The organism is Pseudomonas sp. PDM21, assembly GCF_014852505.2.
In the GTDB taxonomy this organism is placed as follows: Bacteria; Pseudomonadota; Gammaproteobacteria; order Pseudomonadales; family Pseudomonadaceae; genus Pseudomonas.
The window spans coordinates 237601-252772 of sequence record NZ_CM181223.1 but is presented as its reverse complement, the minus strand read 5'-3'; the positions used below and the strand labels follow the sequence as shown (position 1 = coordinate 252772).

16 protein-coding genes are annotated in these 15172 nt (G+C 66.6%); 4 read left to right on the top strand and 12 right to left on the bottom strand.

Features of this window, described 5'->3' with window-relative positions:
• The first annotated feature begins 37 nt into the window (after window positions 1-37).
• The gene (gene flgA, locus IB275_RS01230; protein WP_192294044.1) at window positions 38-859 is read left to right on the top strand and encodes a flagellar basal body P-ring formation chaperone FlgA; all 822 of its coding nucleotides are present in this window, start codon (window positions 38-40) and stop codon (window positions 857-859) included.
• A 72-nt stretch (window positions 860-931) separates the two neighbouring features.
• Here the strand turns inward: flgA and IB275_RS01225 are convergent, their stop codons facing one another.
• From IB275_RS01225 to IB275_RS01195, 7 genes are all read right to left on the bottom strand, one after another.
• Window positions 932-1993, bottom strand: a complete 1062-nt coding sequence (locus IB275_RS01225; protein WP_192294046.1) for an ATP-grasp domain-containing protein — start codon at window positions 1991-1993, stop codon at window positions 932-934.
• A gap of 187 nt (window positions 1994-2180) precedes the next feature.
• Complete coding sequence (locus IB275_RS01220; protein WP_138213243.1) at window positions 2181-3110, bottom strand: phosphatidate cytidylyltransferase; 930 nt, start codon at window positions 3108-3110, stop codon at window positions 2181-2183.
• A 1-nt stretch (window position 3111) separates the two neighbouring features.
• Window positions 3112-3741, bottom strand: coding sequence for a lysophospholipid acyltransferase family protein (locus IB275_RS01215; protein WP_192294048.1), 630 nt, complete (start codon window positions 3739-3741; stop codon window positions 3112-3114).
• A 14-nt stretch (window positions 3742-3755) separates the two neighbouring features.
• Window positions 3756-4202, bottom strand: coding sequence for a hypothetical protein (locus tag IB275_RS01210; RefSeq protein ID WP_151188977.1), 447 nt, complete (start codon window positions 4200-4202; stop codon window positions 3756-3758).
• Window positions 4192-5532 carry a phosphatase PAP2/dual specificity phosphatase family protein gene (locus IB275_RS01205; protein WP_192294687.1) on the bottom strand — a complete coding sequence of 447 codons (1341 nt, stop codon included), beginning with the start codon at window positions 5530-5532 and terminating at the stop codon, window positions 4192-4194. Before IB275_RS01205 ends, IB275_RS01210 begins: the two co-directional genes overlap by 11 nt.
• 8 nt (window positions 5533-5540) lie before the next feature.
• The gene (locus IB275_RS01200) at window positions 5541-7298 is read right to left on the bottom strand and encodes a bifunctional alpha/beta hydrolase/class I SAM-dependent methyltransferase (RefSeq protein ID WP_192294050.1); all 1758 of its coding nucleotides are present in this window, start codon (window positions 7296-7298) and stop codon (window positions 5541-5543) included.
• 63 nt (window positions 7299-7361) lie between these two features.
• Window positions 7362-7979, bottom strand: coding sequence for a CDP-alcohol phosphatidyltransferase family protein (locus IB275_RS01195; RefSeq protein WP_192294052.1), 618 nt, complete (start codon window positions 7977-7979; stop codon window positions 7362-7364).
• Window positions 7980-8284: 305 nt separating this feature from the next.
• Between IB275_RS01195 and lafA the strand changes: the two genes are divergently transcribed.
• The 3 genes from lafA (at window position 8285) to IB275_RS01180 (ending at window position 10774) form a co-directional block, all read left to right on the top strand.
• Window positions 8285-9166: a lateral flagellin LafA gene (lafA, locus tag IB275_RS01190; RefSeq protein WP_138213248.1), complete on the top strand. Its 882-nt coding sequence runs from the start codon at window positions 8285-8287 to the stop codon at window positions 9164-9166.
• A gap of 292 nt (window positions 9167-9458) precedes the next feature.
• Window positions 9459-10298, top strand: a complete 840-nt coding sequence (locus tag IB275_RS01185) for a transcriptional regulator (RefSeq protein WP_225607731.1) — start codon at window positions 9459-9461, stop codon at window positions 10296-10298.
• Window positions 10286-10774, top strand: a complete 489-nt coding sequence (locus IB275_RS01180) for a hypothetical protein (protein WP_138213250.1) — start codon at window positions 10286-10288, stop codon at window positions 10772-10774. The genes IB275_RS01185 and IB275_RS01180 overlap by 13 nt, the downstream gene beginning before the upstream one ends.
• A gap of 6 nt (window positions 10775-10780) precedes the next feature.
• On the opposite strand, the gene IB275_RS01175 is transcribed toward IB275_RS01180, so the two are convergent.
• The 5 genes from IB275_RS01175 to IB275_RS01155 are packed head-to-tail and all read right to left on the bottom strand — an operon-like array spanning window position 10781 to window position 15171.
• Window positions 10781-11836 (bottom strand): flagellar motor protein MotB, encoded by a 1056-nt coding sequence (locus tag IB275_RS01175; protein ID WP_192294056.1) that lies wholly within the window; start codon window positions 11834-11836, stop codon window positions 10781-10783.
• The gene (gene motA, locus IB275_RS01170) at window positions 11833-12705 is read right to left on the bottom strand and encodes a flagellar motor stator protein MotA (protein ID WP_192294058.1); all 873 of its coding nucleotides are present in this window, start codon (window positions 12703-12705) and stop codon (window positions 11833-11835) included. Before motA ends, IB275_RS01175 begins: the two co-directional genes overlap by 4 nt.
• A 13-nt stretch (window positions 12706-12718) precedes the next feature.
• Window positions 12719-13480: a FliA/WhiG family RNA polymerase sigma factor gene (locus IB275_RS01165; protein ID WP_225601782.1), complete on the bottom strand. Its 762-nt coding sequence runs from the start codon at window positions 13478-13480 to the stop codon at window positions 12719-12721.
• A gap of 6 nt (window positions 13481-13486) precedes the next feature.
• Window positions 13487-13975, bottom strand: coding sequence for a flagellar basal body-associated FliL family protein (locus IB275_RS01160; RefSeq protein WP_192294060.1), 489 nt, complete (start codon window positions 13973-13975; stop codon window positions 13487-13489).
• Window positions 13976-14019: 44 nt separating this feature from the next.
• A complete protein-coding gene (locus IB275_RS01155; protein ID WP_192294062.1) occupies window positions 14020-15171 on the bottom strand; it encodes a flagellar hook-length control protein FliK in 1152 nt (383 codons plus the stop codon).
• Window position 15172 lies beyond the last annotated feature (1 nt).

Here is a 15172-nt window from a genome sequence, read left to right as displayed (position 1 = left end):
GCCATCTTTCGGTGTGCGCAGCGACAGAGCACAAAGCATGCCCACCCCGGAATATCGCTTCATGTCGTTGATTTACAAGGCTTTACGCGCAATACATAACAGCGCGTGCAACGCGGCTTTTCCGCTTTCGACGCACCGCGCGACGGGATGCGGAAAGGCTCTTTCCGCCTGCTTCCTCCTGCTGCTTCCCGCCCTGGCACAAGCCCAGGATGCGCGCGCGCAACTCGACACCGCCGCGCAGCAGCAGGTCGCCGCCGAGCTGAAGGAATCCGCGCGCAAGGCTGGCTGGAAAGGCATGACTTTTACGGTGAACAACAACCTGCCCAACAGCCTGGGCAAGCTCGCCGCCTGCCCCGGAGGCCCGCAACTGCGTGCGCTCGAAGCGCCCGTCGCGGTCACCGCGCGGCGGCGTTTCGAAGCCTCCTGCGCGGGACAATCCGGCTGGCCGGTGACCTTCATCAGCCAGCCCACGGTGTATCTGCCGACCGTGATCGCCAGCGGCGAGATCGCGCGCGGCCAGACACTGGACGCGGCGCAGCTCAAGCTCGCGCCGATGGAACTCGGCAAGAGCTCGCGGGGCTACTTCACCGATATCGCCGAGGTGGCCGGCAAGACGGCCCGCCGCCGCATTCGCGCCGACCAGCCGCTGACGCCGGCACTGCTCGATGGAGCAATGCGGGTGCGGCGCGGCCAGCAGGTGAAGATCGTCGCCAGCCAGGACGGCATCCAGGCCAGCGCCGTCGGCGAGGCGCTGGCCAACGGCAAGCAGGACGAAGTGATCCGCGTGAAGAACCTGCGCAGCCAGAAGATCATCGAGGCGAAGGTGACGGCGTCAGGCGAGGTGAGCAGCATCTTCTGATGCTGCCCCCGCTCACTGCCGAACTCCCCTGCAGGAGCGCGCCAGGCGCGCGATCACGGGCATGGCCCGCTCCTACAGTGATGCGCTGCGGTCACCGCTGCCCAGCGAGCCCGGCAGCACGACGATGGATTCGGGCGTAGCGGCCGGCGCGGCAAACGTGGTCACCTCCTCCAGCCGCCGCGCGTGGATGCTCGGCGCCGGCAGCACCGGCGCATCCAGCGGCGCCTCACGGAAGCAGCGCAGGTGGTTGGCGACCATGTCGTAGCCGGACAGGTGGCTGAAGGCGATCCCGCCGGAGAAGCGCGGGTTGACGTCCATCAGCAGTGCCTCGCCGTCCTGCACGAGGAACTCCATATTGATGCAGCCGTTCACGTCCAGCACGCGGGCGACCTGTCCGGCCATCTCGACCAGCTGCGGATCGGCCAGCATGCGCACAGTCAGGCCCGCGCCAGTAGGCGTGCGCACCAGTTCCTGGCGCGCCATGGCCGCCCAGTCGCCGCTGCTCCGCTGGCGCACCACGTCCACCACGCAGACCTCACCCGGCAGCAGTGGCTGCACGATGTAATCGCGGTCGGAGAAACGCTTGCGCACGTAGTGCATGAAATCCGCGTCGCGCACCTGCATCAGCCCTTCGCAGTTACGCCCGTCGCGCGGCTTGGCGATCAGCGGCAGGTCCAGCCCCGGTACGGGCAGGTCTTCCAGGCGCCAGGTGGGAATGGTGCAGATCAGCGGATCGTTGCGAAAGGCCTGGTGCACCAGCCACTTGTCGCGGGCGACGCGAATGGTCTCCAGCGGCTGCATGCACAGCGTGATGCCGCGTTTGGCGAACGCCTCGTGGTGCAGCGCAAAGGCATCGACCTCGGGGTCGATCAGCGGCACCACATGGGTCACCTGCTCGGCTTCGCAGATCCTGAGGATGCGCTCCACATACTCGGTTACATTTCTCGCCGCCGGAACCCGATGGAAGGTATCCAGCAAGGCCGAGGTGGTGCACCAGTCACGGGGCTGGGTATTGGTCCCCACCACCCGCGCGCCCCAGTGCTCGCGCAACGATGAGATCACCGATTCGGCCGAGTACGAGCCGATGGCGGTGACCAGGCAGGTAAACGGGAAGCCACCCGCCGAGCTGCTCAAGACGCAGCTCCGCCGGTGATTCGCGGAAAGAGCATGTTCATTGCTTCATGGCCCCGTGAAGATTCGACTGCCTACGCCCAAACACTCCGTTGCCGTACGACATTTCCGAGGGAATAGAGCAAGCGTAGCCGCGAACCGGCGCTCCGGCGGGGCTGCCCCGGAGCGCCTGGAAGATTTCCGACGGGGGTCAGGTCCACCAGTAACGGACGAAATGGAAGAACACCGGTGCGGCGAAACACACCGAATCCAGGCGGTCGAGCATGCCGCCGTGGCCTTCGATCATGTGGCCCCAGTCCTTCACTCCGCGGTCACGCTTGATCGCCGACATCACCAGCCCGCCGAAGAAACCGAGGATGTTGATCATCAGGGCGATCAGCAGCGCCTGCCAGAAGCTGAAGGGCGTGATCCACCACAGCGCGCCGCCGATCAGCGTGGCCAGCGTCACGCCGCCGACGAAGCCTTCCAGGGTCTTGGACGGCGACAGGTTCGGAGCAATCTTGCGCTTGCCCATGAGCTTGCCGCAGACGTACTGCAACACGTCGGACAGCTGCACGACGATCACCAGGAAGGCGATCAGCAACAGGTTGCGCCCTTCGTAGCCGGCGATCTCCAGGGTCAGCAGCGCCGGCACGTAGGAGATGCAGAACACCGCCAGCATCAGCGCCCACTGCACCTTCGAGGCGCGCTCGAGGAAATGCTTGGAGTCGCCGCCCAGCGAGGCGAGGATCGGCAGCAGCAGGAACACGTAGACCGGGATGAAGATAGAGAACAGCCCGTACCAGCCGATGCCGATCAGCAGGTACTGCATCGGCAACACGAAGTAGAACGCCGCCACCAGCGCCGGATAGTCGCTGCGCCGGGTCGGCATCAGGGTGAGGAATTCGCGCAGCGCGTAGAACGACACCCCGTAGAACAGCAGGATCACCGCCCAGTGACCGAGGGCGAAGGCGCAGCCAATCACCGCGACCATCACCCACCAGGCGTTGATCCGCGCGTTGAGGTTGTCGATCACCGCGTGCGGCCCGGGCGGCGCTTTCCAGCGCAGCACCGCGCCGACCAGCGAGGCGAGGACGAGGATGGCGCCGATGCCACCGAAGAGCAGCCAGGTCTGGTTCATCTCAGCGACCCTCCGGCGCGGCGAGCTTGAGCAGCGCCTCGCGGGCGCGTTCGAGGAAGGCCTCCTTGGCCTCTCCCTCCTCCACCGCCAGCGGTGCGCCGAAGCTCAGGGTGCACAGCAGCGGCAAGGGCAGCGCGCGGCCCTTGGGCATCACGCGGTTGAGGTTGTCCAGCCACACCGGCACCAGTTCCACCTGCGGATGGGCCCTGGACAGGTGGTAGATGCCACTCTTGAAGGGCAGCAGGCGTACTTCCTCGTCGAGGTTGCGGGTACCTTCGGGGAAGAGGATCAGCGAGTCGCCGTCAGCCAGGGCGCGCTCCACCGGCTCCAGCGGGTTGCCGCCCTCGGCGCCGCGCGTGCGGTCGATCAGCACGCCATGGAACACACGGTTGATGATGAAGCCACGCAGGCCGCCCTTGCCCCAGTAGTCCATGCCTGCCACCGGCCGCGTGCGCGAGCGCAGCTCCGGCGGCAGCGAGGCCCAGAGCAGGACGAAATCGCCATGGCTGCTGTGGTTGGCGTAGTAGATGCGCTGCGCCGGGATCGGCGTGGTGCCGATCCACAGGCTGCGCAGGCCGGTCACCGCACGGGCGCCGGCAATGATGGCGTAGGCGCAGAGTCGTTCCAGCATTGCGGGTACGTTCCTCAGGATTGGAAAGTCAGGGTGATCAGGCACAGCAGCGCAATGAGCCACTGGGCGGCGCAGAGCTGCACCTGCCGGCGCAACAGGGCGAGCGCGCCACGGCTGCGCTCGCTCCAGGGACGGCCGGTCTTGTCCGCCGACACACCGGCGTAGGTCGCCAGGGCGTCGTCCAGCTGCCGGGTTTTCTCCGGCAGCGCCTCTCCGGCGTTGGCCATGGCTTCGAACAGGTCGGCGTCCAGTGCCACGCGCATGGCATAGAACTTCTGCACCAGCCCGAGCAGCACCAGCAACGCCATGCTCAGGCTGAACGCCAGGGTGGCGCTGGCCATCAGCACGCCGTAGAAACCCAGGGCCAGCGCCAGCACCGTGAGTGCCGAGGACAAGCCATTGAGACTGCTGCCGCGGCGCAGCAGGCTGGCCACCAGGATCAGGGCCGGATCAACCGACATGACTCACCTCCTGTGACAGGTTCGGCTGGCCGGCGATCTGCGCCAGCACTGCCAGTTGTTCGGTTTTGAGTACCACCTGCGGACGCGCGTGGCGAAGCTGCGCCAGCGCATCTTCGAGCGTGGCCGCACGGCCGGATATCAGCAGCCATGCCACCACCAGCGTGGCGCTGCGCGAGTAGCCCAGTGCGCAACAGACCAGCACCGGGCCTTCGGCGTGCATTCGCTGGATCAGCTCCGCACCTTGCCGGCACTGCTCGACACTGGGCGCTACCAGGTCAAGCAGCGGCAGGCACTCGTAGCGCCGGGTCAGCGCAGTGCGGGGCAATTCGGCGCACAGGTCGAGGATCGCCAGGCTCGGCAGATGCCGGGGCTGGTACCAGTCCGGCAGGCGCCCAAGCCAGAGCCCCGGCAGCACTTCATCCGGCTGCGGATGGCGGCGCGTCCACCAGCGCGCATTGAGCCACGCGCCCAACCAGTAGGGCGCCAGCAGCCAGGAGACCGCCACCGAATGGCGACCGTCCCGGCGCTTCTGGAAGCCCACCGTACCGATCCCCAGGTAGCACAGCGCGACCAGCGCCAGGGATACCGCCGGCCAGCAGAGCCAGAGCCACAGGCCGCCGCCAACCAGCGCCAGCACCAGGCAGAGCAGCGCCCCGACGCCGTAGGTGGCTGCCAGCCGACGCCGCTGCGGATCGCCGCTGAGGCTCCACGCCTGCAACGGCGAGCGGACCTCCCGCGGCCATAGCCAGACGCAGAGGAAGCCGAGCAGCGCACCGGTCGGCACGTCGATGAAATGGTGTTGCCAGGTGGTCAACACCGACAGGCCGATCAATGCGAACCAGCCGTGCAGCAGCCACCGCCATGCGCCGCTGGCGTAGCGACCGTAGGCGGCCCAGAGAATCACCAGCAGGGCGATATGCAGCGAAGGCGCCTGATTGAAGGGCTTGTCGAAGCCCATCAGCAGGTCGAACAGCACGCCGAAGACGCCCTCCAGCATCGGTCGTTCGAAGCTGAAGCGCAGCGGGAACAGCAGGAAACAGGTCACCGCGACAACCTGCGCGGTGAGCAGGCGCAGGGCGTGGCAGTCCAGCCCGCGCCGGGTACGCGGCAGCAGGAAGGACAGCCCGTACAACAGGTCGATGGACCAGTACGGGATGATCGTCCAGGGCCACAGCGGCGTGCCGCGCTCCCAGTCGAACACCAGCACACCGACCGATTCGCGCTGCCCCGCCACCCAGTTGGCAAAGCCATAGCTGAGGAAGAAGAACGGCCCGAGGAACAGCAGCCAGATCACCGCGCGCCGCAGGACTCCGGGATCGCGCGCCGGCATCGACGCCATCAGCTGTGCTCCCGGCGGGCCAGGGAGACGGTGAAGATGCCGTCCTCGTCGATGCGCTGGGCCAGCTTGCGGAAGCCGGCGGCGGCCACCAACTGGTCCATCTCCCCTTGCGTGCGGCGGCGCATTACCCAGGCCTGCCCGGCGCGATGGCTGGTGAGCGCACGGGCAATCAGCTCCAGCTGCGGGTGCCAGGGTTGGCCGGTGTAGATCAGGTAGCCGCCCTCTTCCACTGCCTCGCCCAGACCCGCCAGCGAACCGCTGACCATGGCATTGTCAGCGAACAGCTCGTAGAGACCGGAGACCACCGCCAGTGTCGGCTTCGGCTCGACGGCGGCGAGGTCGGCGCCATCGAAGGCATCGCCCTGCACGAAGCGGGCGCGCTCCTTCAGGCCCAGGCGCTCGATCAGCGCCGAGCCCTCGCGCACGTTCAGCTCGCTGTAGTCGCGCAGCAGCACACTTTCGGGCAGTGCCTCGAGGCCCTGCAGCGCTTCAAGGATGTAGCGTCCGTGGCCGGCGGCGATGTCGAGGATGCGCACCTCGCGGCCCTGCTCGCGCAGGCTGGCCATGGCCAGGCGCAGCAGTTCCTCGATGTTCACCTTGCGCTGGCGGATACCGCGCCAGCCAGCGGATTCCAGGTAGGTGCGGTCGATCATCCGGCCCACCGGCCCCGCGCCGGCGGGCTGGTTGCGGTAGACGTAGTCCAGCGTGCTGCCGGAGTCGAAGCCGGTCTGGAAGCCGAGGTTGATACCGTCGGACAGCAGTCGGCCGAGGCGCATGTTGGCGCGGGTCGCACGCCAGTAGAGATCGCGGATCGACCACGCGGGCAGCGGCGTCGCCAGTGCTTCCGCTTCGGCGCAGGTGTAGCCGAAGCGGTCGGCGTCGCGCAGGTCGGCGAGCTCGGGTTGGCGGGCGAAGCATTCGAGGATGAAGCGCCGTGCGCGCGTGGTCGCCTGCTCGCGGTTCAGCTCGCCGAGGGTGTCGTGAAAGAAGCCGGGCAGGATGTGCAGTTCCTTGCGCGCCGTGCCGAGGTTGTCGAAGAAGCGCTGCTGGGGTTTGCGGTGCACCACGAAGTCGGACCCGGAGATCAGCAACTGCGTCGGCACCTGGATCGCCTGGGCGTCGGCCACCACTCGGTCGGCCGCTTCGTACAGGCCCAGCAGCACGTTCACCGAAATAGCCTTGGCGATCAACGGGTCGCTGTCGTAGGAGGCGATTCGCTCGGGGTCGTGGGTGAGGAATTTCGCCTTCACATAGCTGTTGACGAAGAAGTTGCCGCGCCACCAGCGCGCCAGCCTCAGGCCCGGCCGGGCGAAGGGCACGTAGAGCTTGACCTTGAACGCCGGCGAGGCGAGCACCAGGCTGCGGATCGGCGGTGCGTAGTCGTGTACCCAGGTGGAGGCGACCACCGCGCCGACACTCTGCGCCACCACCGCCATGTCGCTGATGGCGATGCCGTGAGTCGAGGCGATGTGCTCGACGAAGGTCTGCACATCGCGCACGCTGGTGCCGAAACTCGGGCTATCGCCACGCGCGCCAGGCGACTCGCCATGGCCACGGGCATCCCAGGCAAAAACGTCAAAGCCGGGCAGGTCGAGTTCATCGGCCAGGTGGCCGATGCGCCCGGAATGCTCATGGCCGCGATGGAACAGCAATACCGCACGGCGCGGCTCGCCACTGCCGGCAACAGCCGGCCAGTGACGGTAGAACAGCTCGACGCCGTCATGGGTAACGAAATGGTGATTCGAAGACTCGCGCATAACTTCCTCTGTTCGATGGCTTGCGGGACTGTCCGGTCCCTGTCCTGAGATGGCGACCGTGGCTCAGGCCTGTGACTCCTTCTGCTCGACCAGCCCCTGGCGCACCCGGTTGACGATAGTCAGCACCAGCAGCAGTGCCAGCAGCGCCAGCAGCGGGTTCAGCCAGACCAGCGGCAGCTGCCCGGCCGCCACGGCCGCGCCGAAAACGCCGAAGCACAGCGCGCGGTCGCTCTTGCCCATGGGCCCGTCGTAGCGCCGCGAAGCACCCACCATCACCCCGAGCACGCCGGCGTATTCGCTGATCACCGCCAGCAGGACCACCAGCACCACCAGCGCCGGACTCACACCCGGCAGCAGGGCGAATGGCAGGTACAGCGCGCTGTCGGCGATCACGTCGGTGAGTTCGTTGAGATAGGCGCCCAGCTTCGACTGTTGGCCGAACTCGCGGGCGAGCATGCCGTCCATGGCGTTCAGCGCCATGCGCAGGAACATCCACAGGGGGATCAGCAGGAATATCCAGGCGTGGCCGGCCAGCAGCGCGACCGTGAGCGCCACCAGCAGGGAGAGGCCACAGGCAGCCAGCGTCACCTGGTTGGCGGTGACGCCGCGCTCGTGCAGGTGGGTGACCAGGGGGCGGAGCAGGTTCTGGAAACGGGACTTGAGCTGGTAGACGGAGATCATGAGGTTCCTTTCTCACAGTTCGGGACGAGGGATTCGGTCGAACGATCCACAGCCTTGTGGACCCGAGGAGCTTAGCCGCACCCCGGCGTCAGGGCTGTCAGATATGTCTCAACAAGATAGATGACCGATCCTGAGTAAAAGGACACATGCCGCAGGCCGGCGATGCCCACGCGGCGCCGGCCGGTATCGCCGGAATCCCCGCGCCAAATTTTTTCATCCCCCCTTAATCCTTCCCCGCGAGCTGTCGCCTTACCCCTTCAGCAGGCACAACGCCGGCTTCATTCAGCTCATACAGGAAGTCCACCATGGCCTTGTCGATTCAAACCAACTACTCCTCCCTGATCACCCAGACCAACCTGGGCAAGACCAACAACCTGCTGGCCACCAACCAGCAGCGCCTGGGCACCGGCCTGCGTATCAACTCCGCTTCCGACGACGCCGCCGGCCTGCAGATCGCCACCCGCCTGAACGCCCAGTCCCGCGGCATGGACGTGGCCATGCGCAACACCAGCGACGCCATCTCCCTGATGCAGACCGCCGACGGCTCCTTCAGCGAGCTGACCGACATCACCCAGCGCATGAAGGACCTGGCTACCCAGGCCGCCAACGGCACCAACACCACCGACGACGGCAAGGCGCTGTCCGCCGAGTTCAACGAACTGGGCAAGGAACTGAAGAACATCATCGCCAACACCAAGTTCGGCGGCGATGCGCTGTTCGGCGTCGACGGCGCCAGCGGCAAGTTCGGCGCCACCGGCGGTGTAACCTTCCAGATCGGTTCGGACAAGGCCGAGACCCTGAACGTCGACGTCACCACTGAACTGAAAGCCGTGACCGACGCCTTCGGCGCCCTGACCACCCAGTTCCAGGCCACCAGCGCCGACGGCACCGAGCTGGAAACCATCACCAACGCCAACGGCTCCATCGACAAGGCCAACGATGCCCTGGACGCCATCGGCGCCCTGCGTGCCCAGTTCGGTGCGAACATCAACCGCCTGCAGCACACCTCCAACAACCTGGCCAACATGAAGGACAACACCGACCTGTCCAAAGGCCGCATCATGGACGCCGACTTCGCCGTCGAAAGCGCCAACATGAGCAAGAACTCCATGCTGATGCAGTCCGGCATCTCCATGCTCAAGCAAGCTGGCCAGATGCCCAGCATGATCATGGGCCTGCTGGGCTAAGCCCCGGCCAGCGCGAGGCGCCCCCCGCCTCGCGCGTCCTGATCCGCCATCGCCCCGCCCCGGCGGGGCGTTGTGCTGTCTGCGGGTACGCTGACAGACGGCATTGCGGCCACCGGTCGCGGTGCAGCCCCTCTGCGCCAGTGGTTTCGAGGCTTGTGTGAAAATTGCAAGCACGAGTGTGCAAAATTCAGAACTTGCACCCACATTTTTCTGACGTCAAAATAATGCCTCTGCCTCCATGGACAAATGGAGTTTCCCCGCGACCGTCAAGGGAGCGGCTCGCAAGGGCAAGATGAACACACTCACTTCCACGCCAGCGGACAGTCGGCCGATCGCCTGCCTGACCCTCCGTACCGGGCGTTCCGATTGCGTCGCGCAGTTCTATCCCGCGCTCTATCAACTCGACCTCGACCGTGACGGCCAGGTGGAGCGCATCGACCTGGGTTTTTCCGGCAGCCGCGTGCTCGAACGCCTGCTGCAGAGCCCGGGCGACGTGGTGGCGCGCGATGAACTGCTGACCCATGCGTGGTCCGACCGGGTGGTCGGCCAGGGCAGCCTGAACCAGCAGATCTACACCCTGCGCCAGGTGCTGGCGGACGAGAAGCAGCGGCAGATCATCCAGACGCTGCCGCGCCGCGGCTACATGTTCAACCCGCAGTACCTGATCGGCCAGGCCAGCGAGCCGGACGCGGAAATCACCGACGCCACCCCGGAAGTCATTCCGCTGGAGGAGCTCGTTCCCGCCCCCGGGCTGCGACCGACGAACCTGCGGCGCCTGAAACTCGCCGCCGCCAGCCTCTGCATCCTCGGCCTGCTGGTCCTCTCCGGCGCCTTCTACTACACCCAGGTTCGCAGCCCGGTCCTTACCGCCGAACAGAACCTCGGCTCCCTGCAGATCACCTACGTCGAAGACAACGAACAGGACCTGCAACGGCTGATCAGCAACACCCGCCCCCTGGCCCACCAACTGGCCGACCTGGCCAGCCGCCCCATCGGCCTCATGCTGCACATGACCTCGGGCTTCTACGAACTGGTCTGCGTGCAACCCGAAGGCAATTCCAACTGGCTGCTGATCCATGAAAGCCAGGTCGCCCGGATTCCCCAGGAGCAGCTGCGCAAGTGCCTGAACTGAACCTACGCCGCCAGGTCGGCGCGGCCCGCCGCTGCCTGGTGATTTCGCTGTTCGGCGTGATCTGCCTGACCCTGGCGCTGGGCATGCTGTGGAAGCACGCCCACAACACCTCGGCCATCGACGGCCGCTACGCCTCTTCCGGGCAAGTGGTGCTGGGCAACGGCAAGGTGCTGGAGATTGCCCAGACCACCATGTTCCACGAGGGGCGCTTCTACTCGATGATCCAGCAGGACGCCAACATCCTCGAAGTCTCCGGCCTGGTCGGCAACGACCTGGGCGGGCGCTTCCAGCTGCAGGTGGAGGAAAACAGCATCAGCAACCTGCAGGCCGACAGCGGCCTGGACAGCGAGCTGATCTTCAACCTGCTCTACGGCCGCCAGCGCGGCGCCCGCATCACCCTCGAACCCCTGGGCGGCTGCCTCTACGGCGTGGAGACGCGCCAGGTGTTCTGTCCGCGCCATCTGCGCAATCGCTGAGGCTTCTCAGAGCTTCAACGTCGGCTCTGCCGCACTGGCAGGAGCCGTTGCTTCGAGCGCCGCTGAAGCCGGCGCCTCCCCCTGCGGCTGCGGCTGCGGCTGCGGCTGCGGCTGCGGCTGCGGCTCGATGAGCTTCGCGCCCGACTCCGAGTAGTGCACCTGCGCATAGCTCTCGCCGAAGATTTCGCGGTACAGGCTCTCCGCGCGCTGGGTCAGCAGGAGGATCTCGATGCGCCGGTTGGCGCCGTTCTCCGGGTCCTCCGGGCGCAGCGGCATGACGTCCGCCTGAGCCGCCACCTGCAACACGTGCGCGGCCGGCAGGCCGCTGTCGACCATCACGTTGCGCGCGCGCAGGGCGCGGTCGCCGGAGAGGTTCCAGTTGTTGTAGCCATCCGGCCGGCGGTACTGCACGGCATCGGTGTGGCCACTGAGGATCAGCTTGTTCTGCACCTTGGCCAGCACGCCCGACAGCGCGCCGAGCAGGGTCTGGAAATGCGGGTCGAGGGTGGCCTGGCCACGGACGAACATGAAACGCTGCTGGTCGTCCTTGATCAGGATGCGCAGCCCCTGCGGCACCACGGTCACTTCGATGTTGGCCAGCGCATCGACCTTGCCGGACACCTCGCGGATCAGCTCGGCCAGTTCGCGCAAGTCCTCGTTGCTGTCGTACTGACGGCCATCTCCGCCCTGCTGCACGCTGGAATCCTTCGCCTGCTCGCCGGCCCTGCCCTGCTTGCCGGCCTCTAACGCGAGCTGCGGCGCGGGCTTCTCCGGCGTCTTGATCGGCTGCGGCATGCCGTCCAGCTCAATGGGTGTACGACTGGCGCCATCGAACACGCCGGCGCCGCCATCGACCACCGGGTTGGCATCCTGGTCGCCCACCGCCACCGGCTGCGATTCGGTCTGCGGGTGGACGATCCACAGCACCATGAACAGCGCCATCATCGCCAGGGTGAAATCGGCGAAGGCTACTTTCCAGGCACCGCCGTGTTCATCATCGTGGCCCTTTTTGCTGCGGCGCTTGATGATGACTTCGCTGTGCTTGTCGGCACGTTTCTTCATGCTGCGTCCCGCTCTTCCTCATAGCGGGTGACCCAGGTCTCCAGCTGCTTGAAGGCCGGCTTCACGTCCTGCTCGATCAGCTTGCGACCAGCGTCGACCGCCAGCAGCGTGGGCTTGCCGGCAACGTGGGCGACCAGCGTGGTCCGCACGCATTCCAGCGCCGACAGCTCGGTCTTCACGCGCTGCGACATGGCGTTGGACAACGGGTCCATCAGGCAGTAGCAGACGAAGATGCCGAAGAAGGTACCCACCAGCGCGGCGGCCACGTGGGCGCCGATCTCGGCCACCGAGCCACCGATGTTGCCCATGGTGATGATGATGCCGAGGATCGCCGCGAGGATGCCGAAACCGGGCATCGCCTCGCCGACCTTGTGCAGCGACTTGGACGGCTGCAGCAGGGCGTGCTCCATGGCGTCGAGCTCCTGTTCGAGGAAACCTTCGAGCTCGTGGGCGCTGATCTTGCCCATGGCCATCAGACGGAAGTTGTCGGCGATGAACGCCATCAGGTTCCTTTCCTGGAGGATCAGCGGGTAGCGGGCGAACAGGTCGCTCTGCTCCGGCTCCTCGATGTGCGCGTCGAGCACCTTCAGGCCGCCGACGTCGACCATCTCCAGCAGCTCGTAGAGAAGCATCAGCAACTGCCGCTGGAACTCTTCGCCACGGCGCTTGAAGACGAACACGCCCTTGATCTGCGAGCACATCTCCAGCAGCACTTCGCGCGGGTTGGCGACGACCAGGGTGCCCAGGCCGGCGCCGAGGATGATGAGCATCTCCGCCGGTTGCCAGAGTGCGCGCATGTCGCCATGGGCCATGGCGTAGCCGCCGAGCACGGCGGCGATGATGATCAGGGCGCCGATGATTTTCTGCATGGTTATGGGTTCTTCAGAGAGGGTCGGGGTCGTTGAGGAAGCGGCTGCACTTGCCGATCGCCTGCTTCATCAGCTGGCAGATGCGCGCATCGGTCAGCTCCAGCACCAGGGCGATTTCCTTGAGGTTCAGCTCGTGCTGGTAATACAGGTTGAGGATCAACCGCTCGCGCTCGTTGAGGCGCTCCAGCGCCTGGGCCAGCAGGCGCTCCTTGAGCACGCGCTCCTCAAGCGCATCGCCGCTGCCCTGCACGCCGTCGTGGCCGTTCTGCAGCAGCGCATCGAAGCTCTCGATGGCCTCGGAGGATTCGGCGCGCAGGTAATCCTGGTAGCCCGCCTCGTCGAGGCCAGTGGCGGCGAGCACTTCCTCGTCGCTGGGCACGCGGCCAAGCTGGCGTGCCAGGGAACGGATCGCATCGCGCACCTTGTGCGCCTGCTGCCGCACCTGGCGCGGACGCCAGTCCTGGCGGCGCAGTTCGTCGAGGATGGCACCGCGAATGCGCAGCGCGGCGAAGCGGCCGAACTGCTCATCCGGCTCGCCGTAGCGGCGCAGCCCTTCGAGCAGGCCCATCAGGCCGATCTGTTCCATGTCCTCGCGATCCAGCACCTGGTTGGCCTGCAGCGACAGCTGGCTGACGATGCGCCGCACCAGCGGCAGGTACTGCATCATCCAGCGCTGCTCGGCCGCCGGCGACAGGCGCGCATGGCCGCCTTCGGGGCTGGCGTAGCCACCGGCACCGCTGGCATAGCTGGGGGCAGGATCGCGAAGGGCGTGCATGACGGCTTACTGGACGATCATCTTGCTGAGCAGCACGTGCTCGAAGGGCACCACCACCTTGCGCGCGGCGAAGTCGTCGATCACCGCCTTTTCCAGGCGCGTCTGCACGTCGCCGATGGGCATCGCGCGCAGCACTTCGAACTTCTCCGGGGTCAGGTTGGCGACCACCGAGCTGCGCACCATCGGCGCGACGCTCTCGAGCTTCTTGCGCTCCTGCTCGGCCTTGGCCTGCAGCACCAGGTCGATCACGAAGTAGTGCTCGCGATCCTCACCACGGGAGCTGACGATGATCTTCTCCACCGGCACGAAGAGGTATTCGGCGCTCTCCTGCTCTTCTTCCGCCTTGGCGCCTTCCTTGCCACCCTCCTTGTCGGAGGCGGCAACGGCCGGGGCAAGGCTGGCGGACTTGATCATCTTGTAGTTGACGAACACGCCACCCAGCACGACGGCGATATTCACGATGAGCATCAGTAGAACGAGACGCGGCGTGGACATGGTGTTTCTCGAATAATCCTGTGGGAGTGCGGGCCGCAGGCGGCCTACACAGTAATCAGTACGTCGCTGTCGCCACGCGGCGAGGAGCGTTCGCCTACCTGCGCGTCGCGCGGGTTGGCGGCAACCGCGAGCTGTTCCTCGGCAAAGCGCTGGCGGTTCTGCTGGCCCTGCTGGCCGGACTGCGAATCGGACGAGACCTGCACGTTGACCTGCAGGAAGTTCTGCCCGACCAGTTCCTGGCGCAGGCGCTCGCTGGTGCCCTGCAGCAGGCGCACCACGTCGCCGTTGGACGCGGATATCTGCACGTTGAGCTGGCCGGCTTCGTGGCGCACGAGGATCTCCATGGCGCCCAGCTCCGGCGGATCGAGGCGGATCGTGGCGTTCTGCACGCGCTGGCCGAGTTGCAGCTCGACGTTGTCGCGCAGCGCACCGAGCATCTGCTCGCCCCAGTGGGCCTCGTTGTTGCCCTTGAGGTGCAGCGGCTTGTCGAACAGCGGTGCGGCTGGCGTCGCGGCGGCATTTTGTGCGTTGCCGTCGGTGGCCGGCAGGCGCGCATCGAGCGCAACGGTCGGCAGCGCCGGCACGCTGGAATCCGGCGCCTGCGCAGCGGCGGCCAAGTGCTGCTGGAGCAGGGTCTGCGCCTGGCTCTGGATGGCCTCGCGGGGCGCTGGCGCTGTCGCTTTGGCGGGCTCTTCGGAACGCTCGGCGGGCGGCAGCAGCATGTCCTCCGGCTTCACGGCGGCGGGCGCAGGCTGCGCGGAGGTTTCCACTGTCTGGGTAGCGAAACCGGATACCTGGGCGCGGGTCTGCGCGGACGGATTGTCTCGCGCCTGCACCACCAGGCCGGCCTGACTGAGCATGCCGGCGAGCCAGCTTTCGGCACCGGAAGGTGAAGCCTCTTCGGCCTGCGGGCCCGGCGCATCGCTATCGCCGGTTTCAGCGGGCAGCGCTTCAGGCGTGGCCGGCACTGCAGCGCTGGGCTGTTGCAGCGACTCCTCGACCTGCGTCGTGTCGAACTGCGCGAGGAAGGACTGCACGGTGATGGTCCGTTCGCCGGCATTCAGCTGCGCCGGTTGTTGCGCGCGGAAACCGGCGACGCCGGCGTCATCACCGCGCGAATCCAGCGGGCGCGCTTCGGCCACCGGCGCGCTATCGCGGTCGGTGCTTGGCAAGGACTGGGTCGGTAGCTGGATCACG